The following is an 18,244-nucleotide window of genomic DNA, read 5'->3' on the forward strand; positions in this document are numbered from 1 at the left end:
ATTAGGCCTAGTATTAGAAATTTGATTTTATCTGTTCTCACTTATACTCATTTACGTGGAACAAATCAAAACAAAAGGACCAGACTTCACTACAACTATATACCTTTCAAATAAGTGTTTGAACACATCATTTTAGGTATTTGTATGAGTCTGATCCATTTGGCCATGCTATGCAATTATTTCGTAGACATAACGTCTATTGTATTTTCATATTTAGAAATTTGCTCATCATATTGCAGTGTGATTGAAATCTCATCCCAGCCGTTTACAAGCATCTCTTTCCAATATGGGTGAATTTCAAACTCCGCAACAAAATCAGCTGGTCCGAAAACCTTTTGATTAGGTAAATCAATTGTGAATTCAACGTCCGTATTTTTGGCTTCCTTCATTAAATAAGATACGTTTTCTGCCGATAAAGCAATTGGTAGAATCCCATTTTTTAAGCAGTTATTTTTAAAAATATCTGCAAATGAAGGCGCAATGACGATTTGAAAACCATAGTCTTGTAGTGACCAAGGTGCATGCTCCCTTGAAGATCCGCAGCCGAAATTTTCACCCGCCACTAGAATGGATGCACCAGCGGCCTCAGGTTGGTTTAACTCGAAGTCTTCACGAAGTTCTCCATTTTCCTTATATCGCCAGTTATAAAATAAAAATTCGCCAAAACCTGTCCGTTCAATTCGCTTTAAAAATTGCTTCGGAATAATCTGATCTGTGTCAACATTGTTTCGGTCTAAAACTGCCGGTTTTCCTCGGTATACCGTAATTGGTTCCATATTGCACCTCCTAAATTAATGTAATTGCATTTCTGATTGGTTTGCTATGTTTCGAATATCAACAAATTTTCCATATAGCGCTGCTGCTGCTGCCATTTCCGGGCTAACTAGATGCGTTCTTGCACCTGCTCCTTGACGACCTTCGAAATTTCGATTGGACGTTGACGCACAATGCTCACCTGCCGGAACAGCATCTGGATTCATTCCTAAACACATGCTACAGCCAGAATCCCGCCATTCAAAACCTGCAGACTTAAAGATTTCATCAAGACCTTCTTCTTCTGCTTGTTTTTTAACCTTTTGTGAACCGGGAACAACCATTGCCCGAACTGCTTGATGCACTTGTTTACCAGTGATCACACCTGCTGCTTTTCGTAAATCTTCAATTCTTGAGTTCGTGCATGATCCAATGAATACATGTTGAACCGGAATATCTGTAATTTGCATACCTTCCTCTAATCCCATATATTCAAGAGCACGTTGTAGTTCTTTTTCATCGATCGTATCACTTGATCCAACTGGAATATTTCCATCTACAGCACTGGCCATACCAGGATTTGTTCCCCAGCTCACCATCGGCGAGATTTGCTGAGCATCAATTGTAATTTCTCGGTCATACACGGCATCTTCATCACTAGCAAGAAGTTTCCATTTCTCCACACATTCTTCAAGCTCTTTACCTTTTGGTGCAAATTTTCTGCCTTTTAAATAAGAGAAAGTTGTTTCATCTGGGCTAACTAACCCAGCACGTGCTCCGCCTTCAATCGACATATTACATACTGTCATACGCTCTTCCATTGACATATTTCGGAACACTTCACCACAATACTCAACAATATAACCATTTCCGAAATTCACACCGTATTTAGCAATCACGTACAAAATAACATCTTTCGCCGTTACGCCAAATTGTAACTTTCCATTCACTTCTAGCTTTAACGTTTTCGGTTTTGTTTGCCATAATGTTTGTGTTGCAAAAACATGCTCTACTTCACTTGTTCCAATCCCAAACGCAATCGAACCGAATGCACCGTGAGTTGATGTATGGCTATCTCCACAAACAATCGTCATCCCAGGCTGTGTTAATCCCATTTCCGGACCAATTACATGAACAATTCCTTGATCAGGACTTTTCAAATCTGCAAGCTCAATTCCAAAATCACGGCAATTCGTTTCAAGAGCCGTCAACTGTTTCAAAGCAATCTCATCTTGGATAAAATAACGATTGATCGTCGGCACGTTATGATCCATCGTCGCAAACGTCCGATCTGGTCGCCTTACTTTCCGACCTTTCATTCGTAATCCCTCAAAAGCTTGCGGTGAAGTAACTTCATGAATGAAATGCAAATCAATATATAATAAGTCCGGTTTATTTTCCTCTTGATGGACAATATGTTGCTCCCAAATTTTTTCAATAATTGACTTTCCCATGCTTTTTCACCTCGCAAATTTTTTAATCTAGCTGTTTTCATTTATGAAGAATAAAAGGTTGAAACACTTAACTTAAACAGCTTTCTAATCTTTTGGCTCTGTTATACATGTTATTGATTTTGTTTCTGGCACTTCAATCAACAAATCAGAAATCACATATTTCTTTAACAAAGCCAATCTTTTAAAAGTTAAGCTAGACAATGTGTAAAAACCTAAAATGTCACATTCGCTCAAACTTACCTAAGTGGCGCTAGTTTATGGTTTTTATACATTCTTCCTTCATAAGAAAAATCCAGGTTGTTTCTTTTTAGTTTCTGTTAAAAATAATTGTTGATTGTAATGCAGGCTTTTCGTGATCCACTTGTAAATGCAATCAACATGATTCTTAAGCATAACTTTTTTAAAATAGCTCAAAAAAGTCGCTTCCTCCATCTAAAGGGCTGTAGGAAGGCTTATTTGAGCCATCTTCTTAATGAATCAAAATTATTTATTTGACGTTGTAACTTCGCTTAGAAGAGTCTCTTTAATTTCAGCAATCATTTCTTCAGTCGACAAGCTTTCTGTACTTTTCCCTGCGATATCCTTCGTTCTGAACCCTGAGTCAAGGACAGAATGAACCGCCTTTTCAATCGCTTCTGCTTCTTTTTCCAATCCGAACGATAGTCTAAGCATCGATGCAGCTGAAAGAATCGTCGCAATCGGATTCGCAATGTTTTGGCCAGCAATATCTGGTGCGGAACCATGAATCGGTTCGAACAAGCTAGGTCCTTCAACGGAAATCGATGCGGAAGATAGCATACCGAGTGAACCTGTAAGAACAGATGCTTCATCACTTAAAATATCCCCAAACATATTTTCTGTGACCACAACATCGAATTGTCTAGGATTGCGAATTAATTGCATGGCAGCATTATCGACTAGCATATGCTCTAATGTAACATCAGGATAATTCTTAGCCACTTCCTCAGCCGTTTCACGCCATAATCTACTTGATTCAAGCACATTCGCTTTATCGACAGATGTTACTTTTTTCTGTCTTTGGCTCGCAATTTCAAATGATAGCTCAATAATTCTTCTCATTTCTTCTTTTTGGTAAAATAGCGTATCAACGACCGCTTCTTTCCCTTCAAAAGTTGTCCGTTCACTTGGTTTCCCGAAGTATAAGCCCCCAGTTAATTCTCGTACAATAATAAAATCAACGTCTTCAATTATTTCTTGTTTTAATGGAGAGGCTTCTGACAAACTAGAAAAATAGCTAATTGGCCGTAGATTGGCATAAAGATTTAAATCTTTCCGGATTTTCAACAACCCGCGTTCCGGGCGTAAATGAGGGGGCTCATTATCCCATTTTGGTCCACCAACGGCACCTAGAAGAATTGCATCACTTGATTTACACAATTCAACCGTTTCATCTGGAAGTGGCGAACCTGTTGCATCAATCGCCGCCCCACCAATTTGACCATATTCAAAAGTGAATTCATGATCGAAACCTTCAGCAACAGCTTCGAGTATTGTAACTGCACCTCCCGTCACTTCTTTTCCGATACCATCTCCAGGCAATACTGCAATTTTCCTTTTCATCTTTCTCTCCTTTCTAGAGGATGTTCAAAAAAATGAGTAAAACAGCTGTTGAATTTCTTTATCTTTTAGATTGAGGCTGTCTCATAAGGAGTCAGACTCCTTATAAGACAGCCTCTTAAGCTTTTCGAATTTCTAGACTGTTAATTATCGTTTAATGAACAAAACTTCTCGCTGTTATTGTAAAACGGGCTCTTTTTCACTTAGATAAATAATGCGATTTACCGCATTTAAATACGCTCTTGCAGATGCTTCTAACACATCTTGATGTAGGCCTCGTCCGCTCGTTTCCATTCCGCGATAACGAACCTTCACATAAACTTGTGCCAATGCATCACGACCTGCTCCAACGGATTGGATACGGTAATCAAGCAGATTCACTTTATTATCCAGACATCTTTCTAGTGTATTGTAAAGAGCTTCTACACTTCCAGCGCCTGTAGCCGCTTCTTGAATAAGATCTGTATTTCCATTTTTTAAGGTAACAGTTGCCGTTGGAACTTGGTTCGTTCCATACGTAATCTGTAAAGAATCTAATTCAAAGAATCGATCATCTTTTGACATTTTTTCTTCAAGAACAAGTGCAGCTAGATCTTCATCTGTCATTTCTTTTTTGCGATCTGCCAATGCTTTGAATTGGACGAATAGGCGATTCATTTCTTCATCGGTTACATATAATTTCAACTCATCCAGACGGTTCTTAAATGCATGTCGTCCAGAGTGCTTGCCAAGAACTAATGCATCTGCAGAAACTCCGACAAGTTCAGGTGAGATAATTTCATACGTTGACTTCTCTTTTAAATAGCCATCCTGATGAATACCGGATTCATGGGCGTATGCATTTCTGCCGATAATCGCTTTGTTTGGTGGAATGACCATACCTGTCAATTTACTGATCATATCGCTTGTTCGTTTAATTTCATTAAGCGTAAGCCTTGTATTTGCTTGATAATGGTCACTACGGATATGTAGCGCTACTGCGACTTCTTCAAGTGCTGCATTCCCAGCTCGTTCACCGATTCCGTTAATCGTGCCTTCTACCTGAGTGGCACCTGCTTCAATTGCAGCCAGTGAGTTTGCTGTAGCCATCCCAATATCATCATGACAGTGTGTTGATAATTGCACCTTATCAATAGAAGGAACATGGTTGCGCAGATACGTAAAAATTTCGGCATATTCCTTTGGCGTTGTATAACCAACCGTATCTGGAATATTAATAATTCTCGCTCCTGCACCAATTACCGCTTCTACAATTTCAGCTAAATAATCAAGCTCAGTCCGACTTGCGTCCTCTGCTGACCATTGGACAAGCGGAAAGCGACTAGCAGCATACGCTACTGTTTGTACTGCGCGTTCCACAACTTGTTCTTTTGATAGCTTTAATTTATATTCACGATGGATAGGAGAAGTGGCAATAAACGTATGCAATCTTGGCTCCGCACCGTCTTTTAACGCTTCCCACGCTGCATCAATATCACTTTGCACCGCTCGCGCAAGCCCGGTAACCGAGCTTGTGCGAATTTTTTTAGCGATTTCTTGAACGGATGCAAAATCACCTTTTGATGCTGCGGGGAATCCCGCTTCGATAATATCTACGCCTAATCTTTCTAATTGGAAAGCAATTTCTATTTTTTCAGAAAAGTTCAGGTTCACGCCTGCTGATTGCTCACCATCTCTAAGAGTAGTATCGAAAATATTAATTTTTCGCAACAGTCACCACCTCTTTCTTAGCTTTTTGTTGCTGTTGTACAAAAGGCATCATTTCGCGAAGCTTACGGCCTACTACTTCAATTTGGTGTTCGTTTTCACGGTTATTGATTGCTGTGAATACTGGACGATTCGCTTGGTTTTCTAGAATCCAGCCTTTAGCAAACTCGCCATCTTGGATGTCTTTTAGTACCTTTTTCATTTCTGCTTTTACATTTTCATTGACAACACGTGGTCCTGAAACGAAATCTCCCCACTGAGCTGTATCAGAAATGCTATAACGCATGTTTTCTAATCCGCCTTCGTACATTAAATCGATGATCAGTTTCAATTCATGTAAACATTCGAAGTAAGCTACTTCTGGTTGGTAACCAGCTTCTGTTAATGTTTCGAATCCAGCTTTTACTAAAGAAGTTAGCCCACCACAAAGTACAGCTTGCTCTCCGAATAAATCTGTTTCTGTTTCTTCTTTAAATGTCGTTTCTAAACCACCAGCACGTAATGAACCGATTCCTTGAGCATAAGCAAGAGCTAACTCTTGAGCTTCGCCCGTTACGTTTTGATAGATGGCAAATAATGCTGGTACACCTGCTCCTTGCTCATACGTACGTCTTACAAGGTGACCAGGACCTTTTGGAGCAACTAGTAGAACATCTACATCTGCAGGCGGTACGATTTGATTAAAGTGAATGTTAAATCCGTGTGCGAAAAGCAAAGCTTGACCTGCTTTTAGTACTGGTTGGATTTCTTCTTTGTATACCTTTGGTTGCATTTCATCCGGAAGAAGGATCATGATTACGTCAGCTTGTTCTGCTGCTTCTTTAACAGAGTAAACTTGGAAACCATCTTCTTCTGCTTTATCCCATGAATTCCCTTTTCTAAGACCAATTACTACATCAACACCGCTGTCGCGAAGGTTTTGTGAATGAGCGTGTCCTTGAGAACCATACCCGATTACTGCTACTTTTTTATTTGCTAAATACGTTTCGTTTACGTCACCGTTATAATATACTTTTGTCATTTTAATACATCTCCCTTTTTCTCATTAATTATCAATTTTCCCAGTTTAACTTACTATCTATTGAAAAACCCACCGATGATGGAAATTTCACTTAATTAGACAATCGTGAAGCTTTTTACAACCGATTGTTTTTGTGTTCCGCGCGGGAAGGCTGCTGTGCCAGTTCGCGCAAGTTCTTTGATCCCATAAGGCTTGAGCAATTCAATGAACGCTTCAACCTTATCGGATTCACCTGTAATTTGTATCGTCAGGCTATCTTTGCTGACATCAATAACCGAGCCGCGAAATGGCTCTATTAAGGAATAAATCTCCGTACGAGTTTGGCTTGAAGCAAGCACTTTTATTAGTGCCAACTCTCTCGCTACAATGGATTGATTGCTAATATCTGTTACTTTTAATACATCAATCTGTTTATTTAACTGTTTCGTCATCTGCTCAATGACGTTCTCATCCTCAACATGAACAACTACGGTTATTCTTGAGATATTTTCTTGTTCAGATTGACCAACAGAGATGCTTTCAATGTTATAGTTTCGCTTCGTAAACAAATTCGTAATTCTGTTTAGTACACCAGGACGATTGTTTACAGTTAGGGTTAGAATGCCTTTCTTCATAGCTTCACACCTACCATTTCATGCAGTCCTTTACCTGGCGCTACCATCGGATAGACATTTTCTTCAGCTTCTACATCAAAGTCAATAAGTACAGGCCCTTTGATCGCAAGTGCTTCATCAATTTTGGCACTAGCATCTGCCTCATTATCGACTTTAAAAGCCGGAATACCATATGCATTTGCCAATTTAATAAAGTCTGGTTGATAATCGAATTTACTATGAGAATAACGTTCTTCATAGAAATCCGTTTGCCATTGCCTTACCATCCCTAGAGCATGATTGTTCACAATGATAATTTTAACTGGTAAATTTAATTCAGCCATTACCGCTAATTCCTGGCTCGTCATTTGGAATCCACCATCGCCAACGATCGCTAATACAGTTGCATCTGGATTAGCTATTTGAGCACCGACCGCTGCCGGTATACAGAATCCCATCGTTCCAAGGCCGCCAGACGTTACCCAAGCATCCGGTTTTGTAAAGCCAAAATATTGGGCCGCCCACATTTGATGCTGGCCAACATCTGTGACAACAATCGCATCACCAGCTGTTTTTTCATGTAAAAGTTCAATCACTCTTTGCGGCTTCAGTGTTTCCGACTCTCTGTCGTATACAAATGGGAATTCTTGCTTCCAATCTTGCAATGTTTTAATCCACTCAGTAAGCTCAGGCTTCTTGCCGTCTTGAGCGACCAACTGCTCGAGTGCTTCTTTGGCACATCCAACAACCGGGATCTTCGTCGGTACGTTTTTCCCAATTTCAGCAGGATCGATATCAATATGTGCAACCTTAGCGTTTGGCGCAAAAGCTGCCAAATTTCCAGTTAATCGGTCATCGAATCGAGCGCCGATGTTAATGAGCAAATCACATGTTGAAAGTGCCATATTTGCGGCATAAATACCGTGCATGCCGCCCATTCCGATGAATAATGGATGATCAGCTGGGAATCCGCCGAGTCCTAAAAGTGTGTGCACAACTGGAATGCCTTGTTGCTCTGCGTATTGCAATAAATGTTCAGATGCTTTTGCATGCAGGATGCCTGCTCCAGCTAAAATAACTGGTTTTTTCGAACTGCTGACAGCTTCAACTAATTTTCTAATTTGCAAATAATTGGGCTGTGTATTCGGTTGGTATCCTGGTAAATCCATTACCGGTTCACCTTCAACTTTGCCATCCAATATCGCCACATCTTTTGGGATATCGATGAGTACAGGACCTGGCCGCCCGCTTGAAGCGATATAGAACGCTTCTTTAATAATGCGCGGGAGGTCTTCCGGTTTTCTTACTTGGTAGTTATGCTTTGTAATTGGCGTTGTAATGCCAATCACATCCGCTTCCTGAAATGCATCTGAGCCAATAATGGATGTAGCAACCTGGCCAGTGAACACGACTAAAGGAATGGAATCAATCATGGCATCTGCTAGGCCAGTCACAATATTGGTTGCTCCTGGACCAGAAGTGGCAAGAACTACCCCCGGTTTTCCAGTAATTCGGGCATACCCTTCAGCAGCATGAATGGATCCTTGTTCGTGACGAGATAGGATATGATTCATGCCTGACCGATAAATTTCATCGTAAATCGGTAGAACAGCTCCACCCGGATATCCAAAAATGACTTCAACTTGTTCCTCTTTCAGGGCATCAATCAGAAAAGCGGCCCCGCTTTTTACTTGATGTTCCGCTTTGCTGGCTGTTACCACTGCTTTTTCTGTCATTTGAAAAGACCTCCTTCGCTTATTTTGTGTTTGATTGTGGTAATGCATTTACTCAATAAAGGCGAAAAACATATAAAAAGCCTCCCACCTCATTAAGCATGCTGTTGCATTACTTAAAGGGGTGAAAAGGCTATATATCCTATCCACGGTACCACCCTAATTCGCACAAAAAATACGTACGCACTCTAAACAGATTTCACTCTGCACTGTATTTTGATAACGGGTGCTGGTTGGCACCCGTTCAGCCTTACTCGTACACTTTCGGGCTGAAACTCAGAGGTGAGTTCACCTTTTGGACATTACCGGCTTCCAGCTACCCGGCTCTCTGTAAATGTCTGCTCAAAAGACTACTTATCCTCATCAATGCTTTAACATGTTGAATTTTATTATTATATTACTCTTTAATGTTTGAGTAGTGGCCAACTTTTTAAATTCTTTTAATTTTTAGAAGAATGTAAAAGCTGTTGTATTGAAACTTATATTACGCTGATATTTAAGGCACGTCAATACCTTTTTCCTAATTATTTGACTATTCGATTTTATTAAATAAATTGAATCCGCTTACATCATTGCTGTGACTTATTTTCTATATTAATAGAATTTTTGACCTTTTAAAAAAATTATAGAAACATGAAAAAAGAGAATTTCTTTTTTGAAGAAAATTCTCTTTTTCACTTATAAAGTCATAGCTCGCATCAAATCCTTTTTTCGATAAACACTTAACACAAGACCAATAAGACCCGCATTCATCAGAACCTGCATATTGCCGTAACTTATAAATGGGAGTGATACACTCATGATCGGAAATACCCCAAATGACATCCCAAGATTAAACATTACCTGAAAAGCAAAAAGACTTAAGGCACCAATTACAAGTATTTTTCCATATCCATCACGGACCGTTTTAACAACGTAAAACATGCGTAAGATCAGCAACACTAATGTACCTCCTAACACGACCGCAAATGTCCAACCAAGGGTATATGATAAAGAAATAAAAACAAAGTCCGTTGTACTTTCTGGTAACAAAGATCCTGATTCGGGAATTGACTGCCAAAACCATCCGGTTCCATCTCTAAGTTCTTTCATTTTTACATAGTGGTATCCAGATGATTCTGCATATTTTTCAGGATTTAGAAACGCCAATAAACGTACTAGTTGATATTCCTTGATTCCAGTGGTAAACCAGGCGTATAGCGGTACCACTGCCACAGTTACCAACGAGATAACATAAGACCAAATGATTTTCCTTTTCGCAAAGTGACTTCCCCACAACATGACACCAGTAATAATCGTGAACATGCCGAAAACGAAAAGATTTGGGGTTAATACAATTAAATAGCTTGTTATTAGATATAAAATTACGACCATATACATTTTCATTTTTTCATTTCGAAAAACCCCTGCCCATCCTATTAAAAAGAGTGGCAGTGTGATCGATATATCCGTTGAAAATGGTCCTAACACAAGAGTAGCACTACCGTTTACCCTATTTCCTGAAATGAGCGCAAAAGAAATTATTCCCCAACCGATCACAAACCAGCCAATACCTAGTTTTTGCAATTTTCGATAATCAAAAAACATGAGAATTGTGGCGAAAGCAATACCAATAAGCGTAACAATGAACTTATGAATAAAGGCCATCGCCGTGTGTTCAGATTCGAATACAAATATTGGCACCATTCCAAGAACTATGATAAACAAAAACAAGCCAATCATTTTCCAATCCACTTTCGGACGGTGCAATCGATCCATTTTTCGCCCAAGATGAATTGGATTCCCCATCATTAAAACGGCCTTTTGTTCAGCTTCCTTATCATTTAATCCCTGTTTCTTTAGAGCTTCTTTGGTTTGTTTCAAATGATTATTCAACTCTATTTCAACAAGTTTGCAAGCTTCCTTAGAACGAATGCTACGCGATACTTCGGACAAAAACTGCTCTTTTTTCATAAAATCAGCCACCCATTACGGCTTGAAAAACAAATGAGGCTGATTGTTTTTTTGCCTCTGCTTTGCTCAACAACTTCCGTCCTTTATCATTCAATTTGTATAATTTTTGCTCAGAAGTTCCCCAACACGACTGTATGTAATCTTTTTGTTCTAAATCATGTAGCAATGCGTACAGGAAACCTTCATTGTCAGCAAACTTCGCATTTCCTTTACTCGTCAAAACAGCCATGATTTCAAAGCCGCTTTTTTCATTTTTCAACATTCTAAATATGGTAAGTATGACTTCCTCTTCACCTGCTCCTTCGTTTACAATGGCTTGACGAATCTTATTCTGATGTTTTTCTGAAAATTTCACGTCGTAAAAAACCGTAGTTTGCATCGCTTTTTTCAATTGTCTTAATCGATTTTCCATGCTGTTCCCTCCAAACTGTTTTTTAAAATATGTTTAGCCCTGCGCATTCTTGTTTTAATCGTGCTCTGACTGTTCCCTGTCATTTCTGCCATTTCTTTAATCGTAAGCTCTTGGAAATAGTATAGATAAATCACTTCTCTGTATTTCACCGGGAGGTTCATGACAGCATCTGATAATACTTTATCCTCATCCTTTTGAATAATATCTTGTTCAACATGATCCACCGCTTGACAATTAGCATAATTTCCAGTGTTTAATTCGACTTGGCGGTAATACCAGCTCTTCAAGTAATCTTTACAATGATTGATCGCGATTCGCCACAGCCAAGTACGAATCTTCGCCTCTCCCCTGTACCTTGGCAGTGCTTGATAGCATTTCACGAAGATTTCCTGGGTTAAATCTTCTGCCAATGGAAGGTTTTTCACATACGAATAAACAAGCTGCAATATATCTTGTCCATATGTCATCATGATTTCATCAAGTATTGCGTCCTCCTCGCCACTTCGGAGAACTTCTGCAACTAACTCCTTCACGTATCTCACCCTTTCTCTCTATATCTTAGACGACTTTATGTAAGAATTAGTTTTATATTGTGTGAATTCTTATATGCTTGTGGTGGTCCTATAAGAATCTTTAACTCGTACTACTAATCAACGAAACCGAAAAAAGGTCTTGATGAACTTGTTTTGTTACATAATCCCTTTTTCTATGGAATAGGGGCATGGCTTCACAAAATTACCTCCACACCGCCATCTTTATAAAATGATACAATTTTTAGAGCCTTAACCTTTTTCATCGTCTGAGTTGAGAGCAGACGCTCTTGGGAGTTTTATGTAAAAGCGAGCTATTTTCATTCGTCTCGCTTTTTAACTTAAATTTTACCTGTCAGACTTTCGTTACCATCTGCCGTGAATGGCACCAATGCCTGCTACGCCGCCAACGTGAGAAACCCCCGGAATTCCTCCTGAAAATGCTGTATGCTCACCTAATCCTCCAACTCCTGCAAATCCTCCAAACGAACCTACAATCGGTACATAAGGAGAGCTCTGATAATAGGTGTATGGATAGTATGGATGGTATGGATGGTATGGATGGTATGGATGGTATGGATGCCAACCATAATGATACGGACCATAGAATTGTCTATTCACCGAAAATCTCCTCTCAAGTAAGATGATATCAGTTTATGCTGACTCCCTTTAAGAGGAGTGGGCACTTTATAGTTTTTGGTAACAAAGGAAGATGGTTTATAGTGATGTACGAGTTAAATGTCCGCTAAGACAACGCCGCAATTGAACTGTAAAAAACGGAAAACCTTATATTTTTAAAGTTTCCCGCTTCCGTTATCCACTAAATAGTTCTTTTTTAATAAAGCTGTTTTCCCGTATTTTGTTGCTTTTCAATTTATGAAAAGAACTTTTAATATACTTGTCCGATTTTGAACCCCTGTAATTCGTTTAAGTTACGACAAATTCAACAACAATCGGTGTAGCTGGATCTAATACGTCTCCACCAGGAATTGTGATAGCTGTTGTAGTAACTGATGAAGTATCTGCAGTTTGAACAATCGCATTTATATAAAGAGTGTAATACGCAAATGAAGCTGGAAATGCTGTAAGCAGCAGTACCAGCTTCTGTAGTCAATTCAGTTGCGTCGATTGGATAACCAGTTGCAAGATTCCCATCATCGTTTGTAAATTGATTCACTGGAATAGGTATATCCCATCTTTTCACCCCTTTTCCTTTAATTATTCAGATTATTTATAGATTGATTGGACATATGAGCGTTCTTTACCTTTCACTTAAAAGATAGTGAGACTCTAACTCCCACTCAATATACTCATTTTACGTTCTTACGCAAAAATAATGGCTTCTATTAACCAGCAGAATATATTTAGACATATAGGAACATTAGCGAAAAAAAAGCATACATAACTAACAGAGTAAAAGTTTCATTTAGGAGTTGAATGTAGTGAAGACTCCACGGTTTAACACTAAGAAGTTGAAGGATATCCTATCCAGACATATAAGAGAGGTTAATTCTTCTAGAGTTCATAAAAATTCTAATTTCCCCTACTGCAATTATAACAATAATGATTTTACAACTAGCATGAACGATATTTTATCAACACTTATTTCTAACCGCCGGAACTCCCGAGAAGGTGATGATTGTAACGGAGGATGTCATACAGAAATTCACGAGAATCCTTGTGAATCATCTGCATGTAAAGGTATTGAGCAGATTTCTGAAATGGACTTGGAAACTGAAATTCATGATCAACAAAACATGAATGAACCGACAAATGACCAGCATAATTTTCAAACGGATTCTGCTTTTGATACGAATGATCCTTCTGGTACCGTTGATGAAATATGCAAAGATGATTCATCCTTATCAACACTTATGTCTAACCATCGGAACCCCCTAGAAGATGATGATTTGAACAAAGAATGTCATACAGAAATTCACGGGAATCCTTGTGAATCACCTGCATGTATAGATATTCAGCAAATTTCTGAAATGGAACTGGAAACTGAAATTCATGATGTACGAAACATGAATGAACCGTCAAATGACCAGCATAATTTTCAAACGGATTCTGCTTTTGATATGAACGATCCTTCTGGTACCGTTGATGAAATATGTAAAGATGATTCATCCTTATCAACACTTATGTCTAACCATCGAAACCTCCAAGAAGATGATAATTTGAACGGAGGATGTCATACAGAAATTCACGGGAATCCTTGTGAATCACCTGCATGTATAGATATTGAGCAGATTTCTGAAATGGAACTGGAAACTGAAATTCATGATCAACAAAACATGAATGAACCGACAAATGACCAGCAGAATTTTCAAACGGATTCTGCTTTTGATACGACCGATCCTTCTGGTACCCTTGATGAAATATGCAAAGATGATTTATCCTTATCAACACTTATGTCTAACCATCGGAACCCCCTAGAAGATGATGATTTGAACAAAGAATGTCATACAGAAATTCACGGGAATCCTTGTGAATCATCTGCATGTATAGATATTGAACAAATTTCTGAAATGGAACTGGAAACTGAAATTCATGATCAACAAAACATGAATGAACCGACAAATGACCAGCATAATTTTCAAACGGATTCTGCTTTTGATACGAACGATCCTTCTGGTACCATTGATGAAATATGCAAAGATGATGATTTGAACGAAGAATGTCATACAGAAATTCACGGGAAGCCTTGCGAACCACCTGCTTGTAAAGGTAATGAGCAGATTTCTGAAATTGAAATTGATACTAAAATTCATGATGAACGAAACATGAATGAACCGACAAATGACCAGCATAATTTTCAAACGGATTCTGCTTTTGATACGAATGATCCTTCTGGTACCCTTGATGAAATATGCAAAGATGATGATTTGAACGAAGAATGTCATAAAGAAAATCACGGGAATCCTTGTGAATCACCTGCATGTATAGATATTAAGCAAATTTCTGAAATGGAACTGGAAACTGAAATTCATGATGAACGTAACATGAATGAACCGACAAATGACCGGCATAATTTTCAAACGGATTCTGCTTTTGATATGAACGATCCTTCTGGTACCGTTGATGAAATATGCAAAGATGATGATTTGAACAAAGAATGTCATACAGAAATTCACGGGAATCCTTGTGAATCACCTGCATGTATAGATATTGAGCAAATTTCTGAAATGGAACTGGAAACTGAAATTCATGATCAACAAAACATGAATGAACCAACAAATGACCAGCATAATTTTCAAACGGATTCTGCTTTTGATACGAACGATCCTTCTGGTACCCTTGATGAAATATGCAAAGATGATTCATCCTTATCAACACTTATGTCTAACCATCGGAACCCCCTAGAAGATGATGATTTGAACGGAGGATGTCATACAGAAATTCACGGGAATCCTTGTGAATCACCTGCACGAAAAGGTAATGAGCAGATTTCTGAAATGGAACTGGAAACTGAAATTCATGATGAACGAAACATGAATGAACCGACAAATGACCAGCATAATTTTCAAACGGATTCTGCTTTTGATACGAACGATCCTTCTGGTACCATTGAAGATGGAAGCAAAGATGATTCATTTGTCATTCCCGTACATGATTCACCCATTAATAAAACGGAGGAAAAAAATAATCAAGCTGGCACTTCCCTTGATTTTTTAAATATTAGAGTTCCCGTTGTAGTAGGTGAATACAAAATAGATATTTGTCTAGAAGAAACACTATTGTTTGAAGAGAATATTATGTGGATTAACGTAATTTCTAACAAAATAGTCTTATTAAATAGTCAATTCATCCCAACTGAATTTTCTAAGCCCTTAGATAACGGGATGTCTAAAGCATTAAAAGGAAATTTATTTATAGAAGGGCATCTCATTCAAAACATTGAATATACAGCCGATGATCACAATCTTGAATCAGACCCACTTTACAAAGATGGGAAAGTTCATTCAATAACAAAAAAAAGACCGTTCTCCACTTTTGTAGAAATTGATAGTTTTCTCCATCCACCTGTTTTTCAAACAAGTACTCAAAAAACATTTGACTTTATTGATCCAAACAATAAAAAAATCCCTCAAACTAATACTCAACTAGTCAACACTGTAACTTATTATCCAGAGCAGCCGTATTGTCGGTTAATTTGTTCTGAAATTCATGAATATACATGTTTATCAGAAGCGGATCATGCTACTAATGCCAATACTCCTATTGAGTCAGTTCAAGTAAATACCATTCACAAAAAAAATGAAACGAATGAAAAGCAATTAAACCAGAAAACAGTGTTAGTTACATTCGTCCATTTATTACAAGAACAACATGTCAAAGTCAGGTACGACGAGCACGAAAACCACCCCATTTTCCCAGATAAAGAAACCTGGGAGACCCATGATCTGCTTCAAAAAAAGGCAGGAATCAAGCCCTACAACATTGAAAAATGTGCCTCCACATCTAATTTTGACTAATCCCACAGCTAAAGCAGTGGGATTCTTTTTCGCAAACATGTCACGTACAAACTCCAAAAAGGAGATCGCAGCGGGAAAACTTAGGTGAACAACTCACGATAGAAAAACCTTTCATCAAAAGGGTAATGCACGTGCCTACTACGCTTTCCGTTTTCCTTAACCACTTTTTTAAAATGATACGTGTACATATAGCACAAATAAAATCGAAACTGAACATGTCTAAAAGCATGCCTGTTACGACTTCGCTACCTCCCCACCTCAGAAGGAGTGCTCTTTCTCGTTCGGAAATGTCTGTAGAAATACATGCACGAAAAAAAGGGTAAAGTTATCACTCCATTAACCTATACTTCAAAAAACTTTCTGAATATAGTAATTTTGTAAGGATTTTTAAAAATAAAAAATATTAAGGAGAGATTATTTTATGAGCAATAACTCGAACGATCCATCAATACAACAAGTGAACCCACCTTGTCCGGTCAATGCGACAGAACAAATTCCATTAAACGATCAAGCAACACCACTAGTTACTGTAGCTAGAACGCCAACTCTTAAAATCCCGGTTGTAGTAGCTGAAAGAACATTGCAAATTGTTGTAGAAGCAGATATTTCACTTTCACCAGCAGCAACGGAAATTAAACGAGTGCATAAGAATGCATTTCTAAATCAAGTCAAACTAGTTCCTGTTGAATTTGCCCCAATTGCCGGGACTAACTTTTTTAACGTAACAAGAGCTAAATTATTTGTTTCCGGATTCATCCGTAAAAATATTGAATATGCTTCAACAGAGTGTAATGGAACCTTGTTTGATCGAATTGCAGACGTGCCATTTTCTGGGTTCGCAGACCTTATGGCGGGAGATTTCATTTTATTCCCAATTTTAGCTGCTTCATCAGCCAACTCTGCTATGTTCCTTAATGAAACAAATCAACTAGCTCCTCGTTTGGATAAATTTTTCTTCCAAAACCTTGTGAATTACAATGAACAACCTTTTGGTGAATTAGTACGTGCCAACTTCTTTGAACTTGATTTTTCCCCAACTATGGTAGAACCTGAACAAGCGTTTAGCACATTGCGTGAAAAAATTGTTATGGACTTAACGTTAAAAGTATTACAAGTCCAACAAATCCAAGTAACTGGAAATCAAGTAATCCCTGGCTCAACGACAGGAATTACTCTTGGTTAATACGCTAGACTGTATTTCGAAAGTAACTAAATGATGTGATTGTTTATAAAGTGAAGCTTCAAGCAGTGGCAGTTGGGGGTCTTACTGCCCGTTAATGAGGGGTAAAATCATAAAAAAACTGATATTATCGGACACTCTTGATTACATTTAATCTCGAGATCCTTAAATATCAGTTTTTTACTTATTATTAACTTCCCAGGAGAGATTCGAACTCCCGACCTACTTTAATTTTATGTATTCAATCGTTATACTTTAAGGAAATTCAATATTACAGTTCTCGAACTATGACCGAGTTAAATACAATATAGTATATTTTGTACTCATTATTCAATATATTATATAAAAAAATCCCCCATGAAGCTAAAGTTAATTGCGTTAGGATTGCTTCTAGCAACATCAATTAGCTTATTAAACCAGCCAAATAAATGCAGCAATGCCCAATATCATAGCCCAAAAACCAATGGTACTATATGTTTTAATTATTTTAGGTGGTTCTTTTCTTTGATAATCATATATGGCAACAATCATAGAACTGATAAACCATGTGACTATAAATATAGTTACCATGCCTTTTAATAATATCATTCTACACCCGTCCTTCTTATGCCTATATTCTACCATGAAAGGTTTTGAAAACGTGGTGTATATTTTGCAGACACCAGACCGACCCCTGAGACACCCTCCAGCCCCCCTGTATATACCCTTGCCACGTTAGTGAGTTAAAGCGTGAGGCATTGTCCGTCATGTCAGTTCGTTGCCTCTAGTCACAGCGATTCATTCTGTTGTCGCTTCATTGTGATTCGTTGTCTATCGCTTGCATCTCGTTGTCACCTCGCCTTGTCTTGCGAC

14 protein-coding genes, 1 pseudogene and 1 other annotated feature are annotated in these 18,244 nt (G+C 38.3%); of the genes and pseudogenes, 2 read left to right on the top strand and 13 right to left on the bottom strand.

All coding sequences use genetic code 11. The features are described 5' to 3' along the window. Window positions 1-176: 176 nt before the first annotated feature. The 12 genes and pseudogenes from leuD to HNP81_RS05140 form a co-directional block, all read right to left on the bottom strand. The gene (leuD, locus tag HNP81_RS05085) at window positions 177-776 is read right to left on the bottom strand and encodes a 3-isopropylmalate dehydratase small subunit (protein WP_028392128.1); all 600 of its coding nucleotides are present in this window, start codon (window positions 774-776) and stop codon (window positions 177-179) included. Window positions 777-791: 15 nt separating this feature from the next. After that, complete coding sequence (gene leuC / locus HNP81_RS05090) at window positions 792-2,207, bottom strand: 3-isopropylmalate dehydratase large subunit (protein ID WP_182501802.1); 1,416 nt, start codon at window positions 2,205-2,207, stop codon at window positions 792-794. Window positions 2,208-2,690: 483 nt separating this feature from the next. Beyond that, on the bottom strand, window positions 2,691-3,788 hold the full coding sequence (leuB, locus tag HNP81_RS05095) for a 3-isopropylmalate dehydrogenase (RefSeq protein WP_182501803.1): 1,098 nt from the start codon (window positions 3,786-3,788) through the stop codon (window positions 2,691-2,693). 174 nt (window positions 3,789-3,962) lie between these two features. Next, the gene (locus tag HNP81_RS05100) at window positions 3,963-5,495 is read right to left on the bottom strand and encodes a 2-isopropylmalate synthase (RefSeq protein WP_028392131.1); all 1,533 of its coding nucleotides are present in this window, start codon (window positions 5,493-5,495) and stop codon (window positions 3,963-3,965) included. Then, the gene (gene ilvC, locus HNP81_RS05105; RefSeq protein WP_182501804.1) at window positions 5,482-6,513 is read right to left on the bottom strand and encodes a ketol-acid reductoisomerase; all 1,032 of its coding nucleotides are present in this window, start codon (window positions 6,511-6,513) and stop codon (window positions 5,482-5,484) included. Before ilvC ends, HNP81_RS05100 begins: the two co-directional genes overlap by 14 nt. A gap of 95 nt (window positions 6,514-6,608) precedes the next feature. Then, a complete protein-coding gene (gene ilvN / locus HNP81_RS05110) occupies window positions 6,609-7,127 on the bottom strand; it encodes an acetolactate synthase small subunit (protein ID WP_028392133.1) in 519 nt (172 codons plus the stop codon). Then, window positions 7,124-8,842 (bottom strand): acetolactate synthase large subunit, encoded by a 1,719-nt coding sequence (ilvB, locus tag HNP81_RS05115; protein WP_182501805.1) that lies wholly within the window; start codon window positions 8,840-8,842, stop codon window positions 7,124-7,126. Before ilvB ends, ilvN begins: the two co-directional genes overlap by 4 nt. A gap of 114 nt (window positions 8,843-8,956) precedes the next feature. Next, window positions 8,957-9,215, bottom strand: a binding site (T-box leader). A 302-nt stretch (window positions 9,216-9,517) separates the two neighbouring features. Then, a complete protein-coding gene (locus HNP81_RS05120) occupies window positions 9,518-10,792 on the bottom strand; it encodes an FtsW/RodA/SpoVE family cell cycle protein (protein WP_182501806.1) in 1,275 nt (424 codons plus the stop codon). Between the two features lie 4 nt (window positions 10,793-10,796). Further along, window positions 10,797-11,204 carry a PadR family transcriptional regulator gene (locus HNP81_RS05125; RefSeq protein ID WP_182501807.1) on the bottom strand — a complete coding sequence of 136 codons (408 nt, stop codon included), beginning with the start codon at window positions 11,202-11,204 and terminating at the stop codon, window positions 10,797-10,799. Next, complete coding sequence (locus HNP81_RS05130) at window positions 11,189-11,737, bottom strand: sigma-70 family RNA polymerase sigma factor (protein WP_182501808.1); 549 nt, start codon at window positions 11,735-11,737, stop codon at window positions 11,189-11,191. The genes HNP81_RS05125 and HNP81_RS05130 overlap by 16 nt, the downstream gene beginning before the upstream one ends. Window positions 11,738-12,100: 363 nt before the next feature. Beyond that, entirely contained in the window at window positions 12,101-12,355 is a 255-nt protein-coding gene (locus tag HNP81_RS05135; protein ID WP_182501809.1) for a hypothetical protein, read from the bottom strand. A 306-nt stretch (window positions 12,356-12,661) separates the two neighbouring features. Further along, window positions 12,662-12,917 (bottom strand): annotated as a pseudogene (locus HNP81_RS05140) (DUF4183 domain-containing protein). 259 nt (window positions 12,918-13,176) lie between these two features. Between HNP81_RS05140 and HNP81_RS05145 the strand changes: the two are divergent. Both HNP81_RS05145 and HNP81_RS05150 read left to right on the top strand, forming a co-directional pair. Continuing rightward, window positions 13,177-16,212, top strand: a complete 3,036-nt coding sequence (locus HNP81_RS05145; protein WP_182501810.1) for a DUF7852 domain-containing protein — start codon at window positions 13,177-13,179, stop codon at window positions 16,210-16,212. A gap of 421 nt (window positions 16,213-16,633) precedes the next feature. Then, the gene (locus HNP81_RS05150) at window positions 16,634-17,395 is read left to right on the top strand and encodes a CsxC family protein (protein ID WP_028392140.1); all 762 of its coding nucleotides are present in this window, start codon (window positions 16,634-16,636) and stop codon (window positions 17,393-17,395) included. Between the two features lie 408 nt (window positions 17,396-17,803). Here HNP81_RS05150 and HNP81_RS05155 read toward each other — a convergent pair whose 3' ends face one another. After that, window positions 17,804-17,980 (bottom strand): hypothetical protein, encoded by a 177-nt coding sequence (locus tag HNP81_RS05155; RefSeq protein ID WP_154664008.1) that lies wholly within the window; start codon window positions 17,978-17,980, stop codon window positions 17,804-17,806. Window positions 17,981-18,244 lie beyond the last annotated feature (264 nt).

This window comes from Peribacillus huizhouensis (genome assembly GCF_014138605.1).
GTDB classification, from domain to species: domain Bacteria; phylum Bacillota; class Bacilli; order Bacillales; family DSM-1321; genus Peribacillus; species Peribacillus huizhouensis.